The sequence below is a fragment of the Janthinobacterium sp. PSRC1-1 genome (assembly GCF_049897525.1).
In the GTDB taxonomy this organism is placed as follows: Bacteria; Pseudomonadota; Gammaproteobacteria; order Burkholderiales; family Burkholderiaceae_D; genus Janthinobacterium; species Janthinobacterium tructae.
This window is the reverse complement of sequence record NZ_JAFCWK010000003.1, coordinates 271834-286508: the sequence shown is the minus strand read 5'-3', so window position 1 is coordinate 286508 and position 14675 is coordinate 271834. Positions and strand designations below refer to the sequence as shown.

The following is a 14675-nucleotide window of genomic DNA, read 5'->3' as shown; positions in this document are numbered from 1 at the left end:
GTCATGCCCCTGTCAGCGGTGCTTGGGTTTCAGATAGCGCAGGCACAGCAGGGCGATGCCGATGCAGAACAGCGAGACGACGAAGCTGGCGGCCAGCGCGCGCGGCAGTTTCAAGTGCTTGAGGCCCTGGTCATACGCGTAGTACAGCGCCGTGAAGGTCGAGTTCATCGGGCCGCCCTGCGTCAGCACATCGACTTCCTGGTACGCCTTCAGGGCCGCCAGCACGGACAGGATGGAGCACAGCATGATGGTCGGGCGCAGCATCGGCACGGTGATTTTCCAGAAGCGCTGCCAGCGGTTGGCGCCATCGAGCATGGCCGCCTCCTGCATGTCCGACGGGATCGATTGCAGCGCCGCCAGGTACATCACCATGTACCAGCCCAGGCCGCGCCACAGGGTGGCGAACATCACGGCAAACAGGGCCAGGCTGTCGTTTGTCAGCCAGCCCACGGGCGCGTTCACCAGCTTTAACGTCAGCATCACGTAGTTCAGCGCGCCCTGCTCGTGGAACATGAAACCCCACATGATGCCGACCACGGACACGGTGGTCACCACGGGGACGTAGAAGGCGGCGCGGAACAGACGGATGCCGGGCAGGCGGTTGTTGACCAGCACGGCCAGCACGATGGCGCCCACCTGCACGAAGGGCACCATCAGCAAGAACATCAGCGAATTCTTCAGGCCCGAGACGAACATCTCGTTGTTGAAGATGTAGCGGAAGTTATCCAGGCCGACGAAGCGCGTCTCGCGTATCAGGCTGTAGTCGGTGAAGGCCAGCACGGAGCCGTAGCCGACGGGCCAGAAGGAAAAGGCGGCCAGCAGCAGCAGGGCGGGGGCGAGGAACAGCCAGGCTTGCAGGGTGTGGCGGTGGGTGAGTTTCATGCTGTCCTCAGTGACGCGGCAGGGTGGCCAGCTTGCGGTTCCAGATGGCGACGGCCTGGTCCAGCGCCTGCTTCACGTCCTGCTTGCCCGTCACGCCCGCCTCGACGGCTTTGACCAGCGAGCGGCGCAATTCGTCGTAGTCGTCGATGCCGGCCACGTACAGGGTGCGCGAGTGGCCCATCGACAGGGCGCCGGCAGCGACGGCTTTCTCGGCCGCGCCCGCGTTCTTTGGCGTGGCCAGGAAGAACGGGTCGGCCGCCGCTTTCACCGTGGTGGGGAAGACGCTGGCCTGCCTGGCGAAGGCCAGCTGGTTTTCATCGTTCGTCAGGAAGCGCGCGAACTTGCCGACCGACGGCAGCAGGCGCGCCGGTACGCCTTTCGGTATGGCGAAGTGCACCAGCCAGCCGCCGTCGGCGATGCCGGTGGGGCCCAGCGGCGCGGGCGCCACGTCGGTGATCGCGTAGATGTCCTTCGCGTCGGCGCGGATGCGCTGCATGGCCGTGGGCGGCGCCAGCAGCATGCCCAGGCGGCCGCCCTTGTAGGCGTCGATCACGGCCGGAAAATTATCTTCGGCGAACAGGCTTTCCTTCAGCAGGCCACCGGCCTTGTAGGTGTCGGCCAGCTTTTGCACCAGCGCCACGTGCTGCGGCGAATTGAAGACGGCGCGGTTGTCGGTAATCACGGCCAGGCCCTGCTGCATGAACAGGCCGTCGATTTTGGAGAGGGCGGGGGCGATGCCGGCCTTGCCCGTGCGTTGCGCGATCTGGCGCGCGAACGCCAGCTGTTCATCGAGGCTGGCAGGGCCGCGCGTGAGGCCCGCCTGTTTGAAAATGGCGGTATTGAAGGCGATCACCGCGACATTGCTGTACATGGGAAAACCGTAGGTGCGGCCCTTGAAGCGCAAGTCGTCCAGGGCGCTGGGAATGTAGCTGGCGCGCGCCTCCGCGATCAGGCCATCGATGGACGTGAGCAAGCCGTCGCGCGCAAATTCATCGGCCCAGGGCACGTTCAGGCTGACCAGCGCGGGCGGCGTGCCGGCCACGATGCGCGTGACCAGCTTGGTCTGGATGATGTCCCACGGGAAGTCGATCCACTCGATTTTGACGCCGGGATTCTGCGCCTCATAGCGCGCCACCACCGCATTGAAATACGGCGTGAACTTGGGCTTCATGCTGAAGGTCCAGAATTCGATTTTCTCGGCAGCCCATGCCTGCGGCGCGAGCAGGCCCGCGCAGGCAAACACCGCCAACAGTCTCTTGATCGTCATTTTTATCCTGGAGCGTGGCGCTCCAATGTCCATGAGTCCGCGGCGCGGGTACATGCCCTTGCCGTCGCTTATATTCGGGTGCTGCAGGCGGCAGCCGCGCCCCGTGCCGGGGGCGCAGTTGCCAGGTATTGCTTAGTTTGTTTTTGTTACTTTGCTCAGGTGGCGCGGCGCATCCGGGTCCATGCCGCGCGCGGCCGACAGTTTCGCCGCCATCACGTAGAAGGACTGGATGGCGACGATCGGATCAAGGTCCGGCGTGGCCGCCACGGGCAGGGTCAGGTCGCGCTCGGCCACGTCGGCGGGCGCCGCCAGCAAGACCTTGGCGCCGCGGCCGCGCATCTCTGTTGCCAGTTGCAGCAAACCGGCTTGCGTCGGGCCGCGCGTGGCAAAAATCAGCAGTGGGTAGCCGTCTTCGATCAGGGCCATCGGGCCGTGCTTGATCTCGGCGCCGCTGAACGCTTCCGCCTGCAGGGCCGACGTTTCCTTGAATTTCAGCGCCGCTTCCAGCGCCACGGGGAAGCTGATGCCGCGCCCCACGACCATGATATTGCGCGCCGGCGCCAGCACGTCAATCGCCGGCGACCAGTCGACGCGGGTCGCTTCGAGCAGCGCTTCGGGCAGCGCTTCCAGGCCCGCCTGCAGCTCGGGGTCGTTCTGCCACTGGGCCACCATGCGCGCACCGGCGACCAGGCTGGTGATGAAGCTTTTCGTCGCGGCGACGCTTTGTTCCTTGCCGGCGCGCAGGGGCATGGCCCATTCGGCGGCGTGCGCCAGCGGCGAATCGATGTCGTTGACGAGGGCCACGGTGGTGGCGCCGCCGTCGCGGAAGTAGCGGATCGGTTCGACCACGTCCGGGCTCTGGCCCGATTGCGAGATCGAGATGGCCAGCGTATCGCGCGTCACCAGCGGCGACTTGTTCAGGGTCACCAGCGACATCGGCAGAGACGCCACGACACGGCCCAGGCGCGCCATGATCAGGTAGGCGACGTAGTTGCAGGCGTGGTCGGAGCTGCCGCGCGCGATGGTCAGCGCGGTCGAGAACGAGGTGCTCCTCAATTTGCGGCCCAGTTCCGCATAGCGTTCCGTGTCGCTGGCCAGTTGCAGGGCGACGCATTCGGCGGCGGAAATGGCTTCTTTAAGCATCATTGAGGTCACAGATTTCTCCTTCTATATACACAGCTTTGAGTTTGAGATCGCGATCGAGTACCACCAGATCGGCGTAAGTGCCGGGGGCCAGCCGGCCGCGTTCTTCCAGGCCCAGGTAATCGGCGGCATTGGTCGACACGCGCTTGGACGCGTCGGCCAGGTCCAGTCCCAGTCCCACCAGGTTGCGCAGCGCCTGGTCCAGGGTCAGGGTGCTGCCCGCCAGCGTGCCGTCGGGCAGACGCACGCCGCCCATGCATTTCTGCACGGCGTGGCGGCCCAGCATGTATTCGCCGTCCGGCATGCCGGTGGCGGCGGTTGAATCGGTGACGCAGTACAGGCGCGGGATGGCGCGCAGGGCCACCTTGATGGCGCCCGGGTGCACGTGCAGCAGGTCGGGGATCAGTTCGGCGTATTCGGCGTGCGCCAGGGCGGCGCCGACCATGCCCGGCTCGCGGTGGTGCAGGCCGCTCATGGCGTTGAACAAATGCGTAAAACCCATGGCGCCATGCTCCAGCGCGGCCACGCCGTCTTCATACGAACCGAGCGTATGGCCGATCTGCACGCGCACGCCGGCGTCGGCCAGGGCACGCACCAGGTCCAGGTGGCCGGCGATTTCCGGCGCCACGGTGATGACGCGCAGCTTGGCCAGCGTTTGCAGGCGTTCGATTTCGGCCAGGGTGGCGGCGCGCGCATAGTTGGGCTGCGCTCCGAGCTTGCCGGAATTGATGTACGGGCCTTCCAGGTGGGCGCCCAGCACGCGCGCCGTGTTCGGGCGGCGGTGGTTGGCGGCGATGCCGATGGCCGTCAGGGCCATGTCGATGTCTTCCGGCGGCGCCGTCATGGTGGTGGCCAGCAGACTGGTGGTGCCGTGGCGCGCATGGATGGCCGCGATGGTGTAGACGGCGTCGCCGCCTTCCATGATGTCCTTGCCGGCGCCGCCATGCACGTGCAGGTCGATAAAGCCGGGCAAAATATAGTCATCGCCATTGGTCGACGGGTGGAGGGACTCGCCCGTGATGCTGTCGACGCGCTCGCCGAAGGCGATGGCGCCGTGGATCCAGCCGCCGGGGGTAAGGATATTGCCTTTGATAGTGCTGCTCATCTGCGCGACTCCGCTACGAATTCATAATAATCACTGCGGCAATACGAGTGGGTCAGTTCCACCGCTGCGCCGTTGTCGAGATAACTGACACGGGTGATGTGCAGCATGGCTTCACCCGTCTTGATGTTGGCCAGCTTGGCCTGTTCCGCCGTGGCGTTGACGGCGCGGATATGCTGCAGCGCGCGCATCGGGATGGTGCCGCGCGACTCCAGGTAGCCGTACAGCGAATCGGTGACCTGTTGCGGGTCCGGCATGTACAGCGCGGGGATGGTGGTCGTCTCGATCGCCATCACCACGTCGTCGGCCGTGCGCAGGCGGCGCAAGCGCGCCACCGGCATGTGCGGCGACAGGCCCAGCGACAGCAGTTCCAGCGGCGCCGCCGCGCCGATATCGCGCTGCAGCCAGCGCGAGCCGGCCGTGAAGCCCCGCTGGCGCAGTTCTTCCGAAAAGCTCGTCAGGCGCGACAGCGGCTGCTCCAGCTTGGGCGTGATGTAGGTGCCCGAGCCGCGCCTGCGCGTCAGCATGCCCCGGTCGCACAGCATGTCGATGGCCTTGCGCGCCGTGACGCGCGAGATTTCCAGGATGTCCGACAGCACGCGCTCGGAGGGCAGGGCCTGGTTGGCACGCCAGTCGCCGCTGGCGATGCCGTCCGACAGCATGTTCGCCAGCTGCATGTAGAGCGGCGTGTCGCTGGCGGGATTCGGTTTGAAGCCGGACAGTTTGGTCAGCATGGTCATTGCTCCTGCAAGTGCTTGCTGATCAGGCGCAGGCCGCCTGCGGCCGAGTCGCCCTGTGCCGGCACGACCAGTTGCAACAGTGCCGCCGGCAGGTAGCCAGACAAGGGCGCCGCCAGGCCGCCGCACAGGGCCACGGGCAAGGTGCCTGCCGGGTCGAGCGCCCTGGCGATGAGGGCGATCTGCTGGCCCGCGTCGCTCAGGATGGTGCGCGCCACCACGTTGCTGGCCGCGTGTTCGAGCACCAGCCGCGCCAGTTGCGCGTAGGTGGTCTGGCTGGCGGCCGCCAGCCACACCTGCATCGCGTTGCGCTGGCCGCCGCAGGCGTCGATGATGGACGTGGCGAAGGCGCTGCCGGGCACGCGCCCGTCGACCACCTGCTGCGCGTGGTTGATGGCGCGCATGCCGATCCAGGCGCCACCGGCTTCGTCGCCGGAGGGAAAGCCCCAGCCGCCCACTTCGTGGCGGCTGCCGTCCGCGTGCAGCACTTCGCCTACGCTGCCCGTGCCGATGGCAACGATGACGCCCGGCTGGCCCGCGTGCGCGCCCAGCAGGGTGGTCAGGGCATCCGATTCGAGTGCCACCATGGCATAGCCGGGATTGTGTTCGACAAAGCTGGCGGCCCACTGCTTGTTGTGCACGCCGGCCAGGCCCAGGCCGATGGCCATGCGCTGCAGCGACGGCTGTTCCAGGCCGGCCGCGCGGAAGGCCAGGGTGACGGCATGCGCCACGGACGTCCAGGCGCGGTCGATGCCCAGTCCCAGGCCGGATGGGCCGCTTTGTCCCTGCGCCAGTTCCTGGCCATCGAGGCGCGCCAGGCGTACGCGGGTGCCGCTGCCCCCGCCGTCGACGCCGATTATGTATTCGATCATGTTGTGCAGTCCCGCATATGGTTGATTGCGCCTGTCTGGTTTTTTATTTGTCGGGCGGCGAAAAAGCTGAAGGCACTATATTGTCGCCTCGATGGCTTGTCAACAGGTATTTAAGTGGTATTAACAAATGCCTTGTGCGATGCCGTGCCATGCCCGAGGTGGTGATTGCAACTTGCTGTTAATAAAGGATTTTTTGTGTTTGGCGAATGGTATTGAAATTGGCCTTGTTTAATGCCAATTTTTTCAGACTGGTCTAGGTCTGGTGTTGCGCTATTGCTTGTATGCATGCTTGGCAAGGGACGCCATGAAGAGTAAAGTCCGCCTTTTACATCTGAGTTGGAAGAGCATGATGAACGACAAGGCAGCAAAGAGCGAGTACTGGGACGACTGGCAGCAAGAGGCGCTGGCCGCCGGCGTGTCGGCGCCGCTGGCCAAGCTGGGCATGGAAATGATGCGCACGCACCGCAAGAACCGCTGGCCGAAGGATTTCCTGGGCCGCGAAAGCGATGGCCCGGTCATGCTCGAAATGTGCCTGGAAGATGAAGCGGAAACGGAATTGTTCTTTATCGAGAACCTGCATCCCTACGATGCGGAGCTGATCGAAAAGACGCGCCGCCGCCTGTGCCTGCACTGAGTGTGCGCTGATGCCTGACTGGAACGGCCGCCTTGTGCGGCCGTTTTGCTTTTCGGGTGGCATTTTCATGGGGGAGTGTCATAATGGCCCAGGCATTTTCGCCCAAGCATGGAGTAGATGATGAGCAAGGCACAGGACAGCAAGAAAGAAGCCAAGAAGGAACCGGCCAAGAGCATGAAGGAAAAGAAGGAAGCCAAGAAGGTCAAGAAAGAAGAGCGCAAGCGCTGATCATGCGCGTGCGCCGTGCATTGATGCGCCCCTGGCGTGCGCCGGCCCTGCTGGCGGCGTTCGCCCTGCTGGCCTGCGGTGTCCCCGTGTCCGGCGTGCTGGCGCAGGCCAAGCCGCCGCCGTCCACGTTCGGGCAAGTGGTGGGCAATGCCGTGCTGTGCATCGACCAGATCGACAACAAGGCCTTCCATGCGTATTTGCTGACGGCTTTCGGGCCCGCCTACAAGCATGAAGGCGGCGCCTACTGGTTCCGCACGGACGCCACCTTGTGGGGCGCGCCCGTTACCGACGTGATCGTCAGCGACGACACCAGTCCCCTCGTCTTCATGGGCGTGGTGGCCGATTCGACGCCGGAAAAGCTGGAACCGGCCATCCGCGGCGCCTCGGGCCTGCGTTTCAATAAACTCGACAATTCCGCCTTTCCTGTCCGTGGTTCCATGCCTGGCAGTAAAATCGTCTACTTCCGCAGCAAGGCGAAAGTGTATTGCGCCAAATACAAGCCGTTGCCGCCCGCCCGCACCCGCTGAGGGGTTCGGCTTGCCGCCGCGCATTTTGATCGTTTCATCCGCAGGGTCTCCATGTACACGCATTATTTCCAGCTCAAGCAATCGCCGTTCTCGATCGCCCCCGATCCGCGCTACCTGTTCATGAGCGAACGCCACCGCGAAGCGCTGGCGCACCTGCTGTATGGCGTGGGCAGCGGCGGCGGCTTCGTGCTGCTGACGGGAGAAATCGGCGCCGGCAAAACCACCGTGTGCCGCTGCTTCATGGAGCAGATTCCGGAAAATTGCCAGCTCGCCTATATCTTCAATCCGAAATTGTCCGTCGAAGAATTGCTGCTGTCGATCTGCGAGGAATTCCGCATCGCCGTGACGTCCGGCGTGGCCAGCGTGAAAGGCTATGTCGACGCCATCAATGCACACTTGCTGGCCAGCCATGCGCAGGGCAAGAACAACGTGCTGATCATTGACGAAGCGCAAAACCTGTCCGCCGCCGTGCTGGAGCAGCTGCGTCTGCTGACGAACCTGGAAACGAGCGAGCGCAAACTGCTGCAGATCATCCTCATCGGCCAGCCGGAATTGCGCGCCATGCTGGCGCGGCCCGAGCTCGAGCAACTGGCGCAGCGCGTGATCGCCCGCTATCACCTGGGCTCGCTGACGGCCGAGGAAACGGCCAGCTATGTCCGCCACCGCCTGGCCGTGGCGGGCAGCACGGCGCAGACACCGTTCGCGCCGCGCCTGATGGCGCAGATCCATGCCTTGAGCAAGGGAGTGCCGCGCCGCATCAACCTGCTGTGCGACCGCGCGCTGCTGGGCGCCTACGTGGAAAACCAGCCGCAGGTGACGCGCCAGATAGTGCGCCGTGCCGCCGAGGAAGTGTTTGCCGAAGAGGGCAAGCCGGCTGCCGCACGGGGCCTGCGCTGGCCGCACGTGGCGGGCGGCGTGCTGGCCGGTGCCGTGGTCACGGCTGGCCTGGCCTGGCATTTCATGCCGTCCGCTGGCGTGCCCGTCCCGGCGGTCACTGCACCGGCACCGGCCTTGGCCGCCTCCGTGCCGGCCGCGTCCGCAGCGGTGGCCGCCGCCGCATCGACGTCCGCGCCCGTCAGCGTGCCGGACCGCAACGCCGTGCTGCGCCAGCTGGCGGCCCTGTGGGGCGAGCAGTTGCCGGCAGGCGACGCTTGCCAGGCGGGCGCCCGCGCCGGCCTGCGCTGCCTGCACAGCCGGGGCGGCATCGCCGAACTGCGCGTGCTCGATACGCCCGCCATGCTGGCCCTGCGCGACGGGGAGGGGAGGGAACAGCTGGCGCTGCTGACGCGCTTGCAGGGCGAGACGGCCACCTTGATGCTCGATGGCAAACCACAAAGCCTGTCGCTGGCCCAGCTGGCGCAGCGCAGCGATGGCAGCTTTACCACCTTCTGGCGCGCCCCGCGCGGCTGGCGCGACGAAGTGCCGCTGGGTGCCCGTGGCGCCGACGTGGACTGGCTGGCGCAGCGCCTGGCGCAGCAGCGTGGCTGGCCGGCGCCGGCAGCCAACCTGCCGCTCGATGCCGAGATGCAAGGTCAGCTGCGCGCTTTCCAGCAGGGCCAGAACTTGCGGGCTGATGGCCTGGCGGGTCCGAAAACGTACATACGCCTGAGGCAACTGGGTGACAACGCGGAGCCGCGCCTGAGCAGCGCGGCTCCTGCCGTGGCAGCACCCGCTGCGACGGCGATGGTGGCGGGGAAATAAGATGTCCTACATACTTGAAGCATTGAAAAAATCGCAGGCCGAGCGCCAGCTGGGCGAGTTGCCGTCGATCCACGCACCGCAAGTGCAGCTGCATGATGGCGCAGCGTCCGGCGCGGCGCGGCGCACGCCCGTGTGGCTGGCGCTGGGCGGCGTCGCCGTGGCCGTGGCTGCCGCACTGCTGCTGTGGCAGCCTTGGCAGGCGGACGCGGCGGCGCCTGCGGCCGCTGCTGTCGTCCCAGTCGTGCTGGCCCAGGCCGTGCCCGCGCCCTTGCCCGTGGCTGCCCCGCCAGCGGCGGTCGCCCCCGCGCCTGTGGCGGCCTTCGTGCCGCCAGCGGCCACCGCCGCGCCCGTGCACCATGCCAGGCCCGTGGCGGAGCCGAAGCAGGAGACGCCCGGCCAGGCCGTGTCGCCGCCCGTTGCGGCACCGGCGCCTGCAGTACCGCCCACGCCCGCCGCCGAGGAAAGCGTCCCCGGCATGCGCGACCTGCCCGAGCCGATACAGCGGCAAATCCCCGCCATTGCCATCGGCGGCTATATCTATTCGAAGAATCCAGCCGACCGCCTGTTGCTGATCGACAAGGTGCTGCGCCACGAGGGCGAGGAGCTGGCGCCGGGCCTGGTGCTGGAAAAGTTGCAGCCGAAGGCGGCCATCTTCAGTTTCAAGGGCTACCGCTACCGCGTGCCGTATTGACTTGTTGCGCATCAAGGCCGGGCCACCATAGCTGAACCATCCTGACCTGGCCTGGTCGAACCAGGGTCGCTGCGCCCATGTGCGCGGCCGGGGAGTTCCCATGATTGCTGCCGCTGCTGGCGAGGGTGCGCTTGATGCGGATACGCCGGAAAGCCTGGCGCGCATCGAGCATATCGTCGTGCTGATGATGGAAAACCGCTCGTTCGACCACATGCTGGGCTACCTGAGCCTGGAAAGTGGCCGCGCCGACATCGACGGCTTGCAGGCCAGTCATGCCAACCTGCATGCGGGCGTGACCTACCCCGTGCACCATTTGCGGCGCACGGCCTTCGGCCCGCAGCAAGACCCGTCGCATACGGGCCTGTCGGTGGCGCGGCAATTGCAAAACAATAACGGCGGCTTCGTCGACGACTATGCGCAAACGCATCCGGGCGACCCCGACATCGATCTGGTGATGGGTTACTACAATGGGGCCGACTTGCCCATGTACGATTTCCTGGCGCAACAGTTCTGCGTCTGCGACCGCTGCTACAGTTCCGTGCCGGGCGCCACCTGGCCCAACCGCCTGTATGCGATCAGCGGCAAGGCGGCCGACAGCCGCGACAGCAAGCGCGTGCCCCTGTATGCGAACAAGTCCTTCGTGCGCCACCTGGACCGGGCCCAGGTTAGCTGGAAATTTTATTCCGCCTGGAAACCCTGGAGCCTGGCCTTCAGCGACGACCATTACCGCTCGTCCGAGTGGTATGAGCCCTTTGGCGCCAGCGCGCGCCGCTATGGCTTCATCGGCGATGCGCTGGCGGGCACCTTGCCTTCGGTCAGCTGGATCGATCCGCATTTTTTTGAGAATGACGACCACCCACCGGCCGATATCCGCGCCGGCCAGGCGCTGGTGGCGCAGGTTTACCAGGCCCTGTCGCGCGGTCCCGCCTGGCCGCGCACCTTGCTGATCCTCAGTTATGACGAGCACGGCGGCTTTTTCGACCATGTGCCGCCGCCCGCCGCCGCCGACGACGACCCCGCGTTTCGCCAGTACGGCGTGCGCGTGCCCATGCTGCTGGTGTCGCCGCTGATCGCGCCGGGCAGCGTCAGCCACCAGGTGGTCGATCACACGTCGATCATCAAAACCATCCTGCGGCGCTTTTGCCGCGGCGCCGATGGCGGCTTGCCCCAGATGGGCGCGCGCGTGGCGGCCGCCAGCGGCCTGGGCGCCGTGCTGACCCTGGCGCAGCCGCGCGCGGCGCCCGTCGTGCCCTTTGCCGTGCTGGCGCAGCGGGCCGCATGGGAAGCGGATGTGCGGGCGCACGACTTCGCCCCGCTGGCGCAGGCTGAAGGCTTGGTCGCCGCCGTTGCCGCCGTGCCCGTGCAATCCGATGCCGAAGCGGGCGTGATCGCTGCGCATCGGCAATTGGCGCGTTGGGCCAGGCATGCGCAGGCAGCGCCCGGGCCGACGGGCCGGCGCCGGCGGCAGGGTGGCAAGCCGGCACTCGCCTGAGTCGGGCAATGAGTTGGACAATGAGTTGGACAATGAGTTGGGCAATGCATGGCGCCCGCGCCGGGCGTTGGCGCCGGTGGGGCTGCGTATAATCACTGCTTCTCAATCAAGGAGTGACCATGCACGATGCGATGCCCGCCCACCCGGTACTGGGTGTGATCGGCCGTTCCGGTAGCGGCAAGACGACCCTGCTGGAATTTGTGGTGAAGGAACTGGCGGCGCGCGGCTTGCGCGTCAACCTGGTCAAGCACAGCCACCATGACCTGGCGCTGGAACCGCCGCAAAAAGACAGCGCCCGGTTGCGCCTGGCGGGGGCGGCGGAAGTGCTGGTGGCGTCGCCGTATCGCTTTGCCATCGTGCATGAGTTGCGCGGCGCGCCCGAGCCGAGCCTGGCGCAGCAATTGGCCCGCATGGGGCCGGCGGATCTGACCCTGGTCGAAGGTTTCAAAACGGACCCCATCCCCAAGCTGGAAGTGTTCCGCCCGGAAGTGGGGCAGGCACCCCTGTATCCGCATGACCCTCATGTGATCGCCGTCGCCTCCGACAGTCCGGCGCCGGCCGACCTGCGTGAGGGCGTGCAATGGCTGGACTTGAATGCGCGCGAGCAGGTGCTGGCCTGGTTGCTGCTGCAGTTGGAAAATAAGCTGGAAAAATAAGCTAAAGGTTTGCTGCTGCCATCCGTTAATACTGGTAGAACCTCATTGGAGAAATGTATGGACGTCGGAAGCATTGCTCAACTGTCAACCACGATGGCAGAGACCGGCACGCGGCAAGCCGTCGGTTTGACTGTCCTGAAAAAAGCCCAGGATATTCAAAGCTCGACTGCCACGGCCTTGCTGGCAGCGTTGCCACCGGTACAGTCGGCGCCGAGTCTGCCGGCTCACCTCGGTAACCGCATCAACACGACCGCCTGAGCGCAGTCCCGCAGCGCCAGTCTGGCGCTCGCCATCGTCACGCCCACACCAACGTCATCGACGGTGGAGTGGGCGTTTTTGTCTGTTACTTACTTTTTCCTGCTCCTGTCAAGTTGATTAATTGACCATGGTTCGCCATGGCGCGGCCGATTCAGTAAAATGATGCCGATTCCCTCGCGTTGCCCATAGTGCAGCCTGGGGCCTGCCATTACTTTGAACCATGCAAGAGGACTCCCCATGAACAAACGTCAAGCTCTCATCGCCGCCGCCCTCGCGGGCCTCTGCGCCGGCACCACCGTCAACGCGGCCGCGCACGACGGTCCCGCCCCTGGCGACAAGGAAAAATGCTACGGCGTTGCCAAGGCAGGGCAGAACGATTGCGCCTCGTCCGATGGCGCGCATTCCTGCGCGGGGCAGGCCGAGGCGGACAACTTGCCCACGGAATGGGCCTACGTTGCCAAGGGCACGTGCGAACAGGTGGGCGGCTCCGTCAAGCCCATCAAGGCCGGCAAGGCCGCCAAACCGGCGACGCAGCCCTAAGCGTCCGCCACCTTTCCATGCCGCCGACTATCGAGGCGCTTGCCGGCGTCGGCCTGCGCGCCGCGCACTACCGCGATTTTCTGGCGCGCCGGCCCAAGGTGGGCTGGCTGGAAGTGCATACCGAAAATTATCTGCAGCCGTCGGGCTGGGATAGTCATGTGTTAGACACTCTGCGCCAGGATTACCCCATCAGCCTGCATGGCGTGGGACTGGGCCTCGGGTCCGCGCGGGGCTTTTCCGAAGCGCACCTGCAGCGCGTGCGCGCCGTGGCCGAGCGCATCGAGCCGTTTCTTGTGTCGGAACACCTGTGCTGGGGCGCCGTGGCGCAGCGGCAACTCAATGATCTGTTGCCGCTGGCCTTGAATGGCGCGGCCCTCGACTTGTTGTGCGCCAGGGTGGGGAGGGTGCAGGATGTGCTGAAAAGACCGATCTTGCTGGAGAATGTCTCGACTTACCTGCGTTTTGCCGACGATGCCATGAGCGAGGCGCAATTCCTGGCGGAACTGGCGCGCCGCAGCGGCTGCGGGCTGCTGCTCGACATCAATAATCTGTATGTGAACCAGTGCAACCACGGCGAAGACGCCCTGCTTGCCATGCAGTCCATCGCGCCGGGCAGCGTGGGCGAACTGCACCTGGGCGGCCATTTGCTGACGCCGCAGGCCGTGATCGACCACCATGGCGCCGCCGTGGCCGAGCCCGTCTGGGACTTGTATGCGGCCGCCTTGCTGCGCTTTGGCGCCGTGCCCACGCTGGTCGAATGGGATACGGACTTGCCCGCCCTTGACATCCTGCTGGGCGAGGCGGACAAGGCGCAAGCGATGCTGACGCAGCACGAGCAACATTCGCCGTGGCATGCGGTGCCGGTGCTGCCACCGCCACGGCCCGCGTCGCTTGATGCGCTGGCGGCCGGCCAGCAAGCGTTTGCCACGGCCTTGCTCGATCCTGCGGCAACCTTGCCATCGTTCGCGGGAGCGGCGGTGCCGCAGCGTTTCGCACTGTACCGCGGCAATCTGAGCGCCACCTGGCGCCGCACCCTGGGCCACGCCTATCCCGTCGTGCTGGCGCTGGTGGGAGAAGAATTCTTTGGCGGCCTGGCGCGCGCGTATGGGCGCCAGTATCCGTCAGGTAGCGCCGATTTGAACCAGTTTGGCGCCCGTTTCGCCGATTTTCTGAGCAGTTTTCCGCCTGCGGCCGAGTTGCCTTATCTGCCGGACATGGCGCGCCTGGAATGGGCCGTGCACCTGGCCCATGACGCGGCCGAAGCGCCAGCGCTGACGCCCGAGGCGCTGGCCGCCCTGCATCCCGATCAGCTCGAAGCGCGCCGTCTTGCCTTGCATCCCGCTTGCGCCTTGCTGGCATCGAACTGGCAAGTCGCGGCCCTTTGGCAGGCGCATCAGGATGATGATGGGCAGTTTCCGCACGATATGCAGGTGGCCAACTGGGCACTGGTCTGCCGGCCGCGCTGGAAGGCGCAGGTCCTGCTAGTGGACGCGGCCGCGCATGCGGCCTTGCTGGTCTTGCAGCAGGGGCAGACGTTTGGCGCCGCGCTCGATGTGGCGTTCGAGCGGGATCCGGCATTCGACCTGGCCGCCCACCTGCGCCAATGGCTGGCGCATGCGGTGCTGGCGGCGTGACACTTTATTCGAAGGCCCGCAGCAGGCGCGCTTCGCCCGTCTGATCGCGGTACAGGGCATTCGCGGCCAGGGTGGCGTCCATCATGCGCGTGACTTGCTCTTCTTCAAAGCGGGCCAGCTCGGCGGTGGCCCCGACGAGGGCCAGTTCCAGCCTGGCGCGCGCGCTCTGGTACAGGCTGCTGGTGTATTTGTCTGTGTTACGCAGCAATTCTTCCGCGTTTTCTATGACCTGGCGCAAGTCGCCGATCAGGCGTTCCTGGCTGCGCGTACCGTGTTCGGGATGGTCCATGGCGCTTCCCCTCCGCAATCGA

The 14675-nt window shown here is 65.8% G+C and carries 15 protein-coding genes and 1 pseudogene; 9 read left to right on the top strand and 7 right to left on the bottom strand.

All coding sequences use genetic code 11. From position 1 onward, the window contains the following. Positions 1 to 12: 12 nt before the first annotated feature. From ACP7DW_RS07890 to ACP7DW_RS07865, 6 genes are all read right to left on the bottom strand, one after another. Positions 13 to 882: a carbohydrate ABC transporter permease gene (locus tag ACP7DW_RS07890; RefSeq protein ID WP_426054637.1), complete on the bottom strand. Its 870-nt coding sequence runs from the start codon at positions 880 to 882 to the stop codon at positions 13 to 15. Between the two features lie 7 nt (positions 883 to 889). Then, the gene (locus ACP7DW_RS07885) at positions 890 to 2149 is read right to left on the bottom strand and encodes an ABC transporter substrate-binding protein (RefSeq protein ID WP_426054639.1); all 1260 of its coding nucleotides are present in this window, start codon (positions 2147 to 2149) and stop codon (positions 890 to 892) included. Between the two features lie 132 nt (positions 2150 to 2281). Further along, positions 2282 to 3295 carry an SIS domain-containing protein gene (locus tag ACP7DW_RS07880; protein ID WP_071079063.1) on the bottom strand — a complete coding sequence of 338 codons (1014 nt, stop codon included), beginning with the start codon at positions 3293 to 3295 and terminating at the stop codon, positions 2282 to 2284. After that, positions 3285 to 4397 (bottom strand): N-acetylglucosamine-6-phosphate deacetylase, encoded by a 1113-nt coding sequence (nagA, locus tag ACP7DW_RS07875; RefSeq protein WP_426054640.1) that lies wholly within the window; start codon positions 4395 to 4397, stop codon positions 3285 to 3287. Before nagA ends, ACP7DW_RS07880 begins: the two co-directional genes overlap by 11 nt. Then, complete coding sequence (locus tag ACP7DW_RS07870; protein ID WP_426054641.1) at positions 4394 to 5128, bottom strand: GntR family transcriptional regulator; 735 nt, start codon at positions 5126 to 5128, stop codon at positions 4394 to 4396. Before ACP7DW_RS07870 ends, nagA begins: the two co-directional genes overlap by 4 nt. 2 nt (positions 5129 to 5130) lie before the next feature. After that, entirely contained in the window at positions 5131 to 6003 is an 873-nt protein-coding gene (locus ACP7DW_RS07865; protein ID WP_426054642.1) for a BadF/BadG/BcrA/BcrD ATPase family protein, read from the bottom strand. Between the two features lie 346 nt (positions 6004 to 6349). Here ACP7DW_RS07865 and ACP7DW_RS07860 point away from each other — a divergent pair, with 346 nt between their 5' ends. The 9 genes and pseudogenes from ACP7DW_RS07860 to ACP7DW_RS07820 all read left to right on the top strand — a co-directional run bounded on the left by ACP7DW_RS07860 (position 6350) and on the right by ACP7DW_RS07820 (position 14364). Further along, positions 6350 to 6637 carry a hypothetical protein gene (locus tag ACP7DW_RS07860; RefSeq protein ID WP_071079060.1) on the top strand — a complete coding sequence of 96 codons (288 nt, stop codon included), beginning with the start codon at positions 6350 to 6352 and terminating at the stop codon, positions 6635 to 6637. Positions 6638 to 6867: 230 nt separating this feature from the next. Next, positions 6868 to 7392 (top strand): hypothetical protein, encoded by a 525-nt coding sequence (locus ACP7DW_RS07855; RefSeq protein WP_426054643.1) that lies wholly within the window; start codon positions 6868 to 6870, stop codon positions 7390 to 7392. Positions 7393 to 7443: 51 nt separating this feature from the next. After that, positions 7444 to 9093, top strand: a complete 1650-nt coding sequence (locus tag ACP7DW_RS07850) for an AAA family ATPase (protein WP_426054644.1) — start codon at positions 7444 to 7446, stop codon at positions 9091 to 9093. A 1-nt stretch (position 9094) separates the two neighbouring features. Beyond that, complete coding sequence (locus ACP7DW_RS07845) at positions 9095 to 9784, top strand: general secretion pathway protein GspB (protein ID WP_426054645.1); 690 nt, start codon at positions 9095 to 9097, stop codon at positions 9782 to 9784. 100 nt (positions 9785 to 9884) lie between these two features. Continuing rightward, positions 9885 to 10865, top strand: a pseudogene (locus ACP7DW_RS07840) (alkaline phosphatase family protein); the annotation flags it as partial. A gap of 530 nt (positions 10866 to 11395) precedes the next feature. Beyond that, positions 11396 to 11932: a molybdopterin-guanine dinucleotide biosynthesis protein B gene (gene mobB / locus ACP7DW_RS07835; RefSeq protein ID WP_298410825.1), complete on the top strand. Its 537-nt coding sequence runs from the start codon at positions 11396 to 11398 to the stop codon at positions 11930 to 11932. A gap of 57 nt (positions 11933 to 11989) precedes the next feature. Next, positions 11990 to 12190: a YjfB family protein gene (locus ACP7DW_RS07830; RefSeq protein WP_034781856.1), complete on the top strand. Its 201-nt coding sequence runs from the start codon at positions 11990 to 11992 to the stop codon at positions 12188 to 12190. Between the two features lie 237 nt (positions 12191 to 12427). After that, positions 12428 to 12730: a DUF2282 domain-containing protein gene (locus ACP7DW_RS07825; RefSeq protein ID WP_426054646.1), complete on the top strand. Its 303-nt coding sequence runs from the start codon at positions 12428 to 12430 to the stop codon at positions 12728 to 12730. 17 nt (positions 12731 to 12747) lie between these two features. After that, positions 12748 to 14364, top strand: a complete 1617-nt coding sequence (locus tag ACP7DW_RS07820; protein WP_426054647.1) for a DUF692 family multinuclear iron-containing protein — start codon at positions 12748 to 12750, stop codon at positions 14362 to 14364. Positions 14365 to 14368: 4 nt separating this feature from the next. Here the strand turns inward: ACP7DW_RS07820 and ACP7DW_RS07815 are convergent, their stop codons facing one another. Continuing rightward, positions 14369 to 14653, bottom strand: coding sequence for a hypothetical protein (locus tag ACP7DW_RS07815; RefSeq protein WP_426054648.1), 285 nt, complete (start codon positions 14651 to 14653; stop codon positions 14369 to 14371). Between the last annotated feature and the right edge of the window lie 22 nt (positions 14654 to 14675).

What these genes read in the sequence shown, in the direction of transcription:
- ACP7DW_RS07890 (WP_426054637.1), bottom strand. Translation starts at nt 882, where the DNA reads ATGAAACTCACCCACCGCCACACCCTGCAAGCCTGGCTGTTCCTCGCC.
- ACP7DW_RS07885 (WP_426054639.1), bottom strand. Translation starts at nt 2,149, where the DNA reads ATGACGATCAAGAGACTGTTGGCGGTGTTTGCCTGCGCGGGCCTGCTC.
- ACP7DW_RS07880 (WP_071079063.1), bottom strand. Translation starts at nt 3,295, where the DNA reads ATGATGCTTAAAGAAGCCATTTCCGCCGCCGAATGCGTCGCCCTGCAA.
- nagA (WP_426054640.1), bottom strand. Translation starts at nt 4,397, where the DNA reads ATGAGCAGCACTATCAAAGGCAATATCCTTACCCCCGGCGGCTGGATC.
- ACP7DW_RS07870 (WP_426054641.1), bottom strand. Translation starts at nt 5,128, where the DNA reads ATGCTGACCAAACTGTCCGGCTTCAAACCGAATCCCGCCAGCGACACG.
- ACP7DW_RS07865 (WP_426054642.1), bottom strand. Translation starts at nt 6,003, where the DNA reads ATGATCGAATACATAATCGGCGTCGACGGCGGGGGCAGCGGCACCCGC.
- ACP7DW_RS07860 (WP_071079060.1), top strand. Translation starts at nt 6,350, where the DNA reads ATGATGAACGACAAGGCAGCAAAGAGCGAGTACTGGGACGACTGGCAG.
- ACP7DW_RS07855 (WP_426054643.1), top strand. Translation starts at nt 6,868, where the DNA reads ATGCGCGTGCGCCGTGCATTGATGCGCCCCTGGCGTGCGCCGGCCCTG.
- ACP7DW_RS07850 (WP_426054644.1), top strand. Translation starts at nt 7,444, where the DNA reads ATGTACACGCATTATTTCCAGCTCAAGCAATCGCCGTTCTCGATCGCC.
- ACP7DW_RS07845 (WP_426054645.1), top strand. Translation starts at nt 9,095, where the DNA reads ATGTCCTACATACTTGAAGCATTGAAAAAATCGCAGGCCGAGCGCCAG.
- mobB (WP_298410825.1), top strand. Translation starts at nt 11,396, where the DNA reads ATGCACGATGCGATGCCCGCCCACCCGGTACTGGGTGTGATCGGCCGT.
- ACP7DW_RS07830 (WP_034781856.1), top strand. Translation starts at nt 11,990, where the DNA reads ATGGACGTCGGAAGCATTGCTCAACTGTCAACCACGATGGCAGAGACC.
- ACP7DW_RS07825 (WP_426054646.1), top strand. Translation starts at nt 12,428, where the DNA reads ATGAACAAACGTCAAGCTCTCATCGCCGCCGCCCTCGCGGGCCTCTGC.
- ACP7DW_RS07820 (WP_426054647.1), top strand. Translation starts at nt 12,748, where the DNA reads ATGCCGCCGACTATCGAGGCGCTTGCCGGCGTCGGCCTGCGCGCCGCG.
- ACP7DW_RS07815 (WP_426054648.1), bottom strand. Translation starts at nt 14,653, where the DNA reads ATGGACCATCCCGAACACGGTACGCGCAGCCAGGAACGCCTGATCGGC.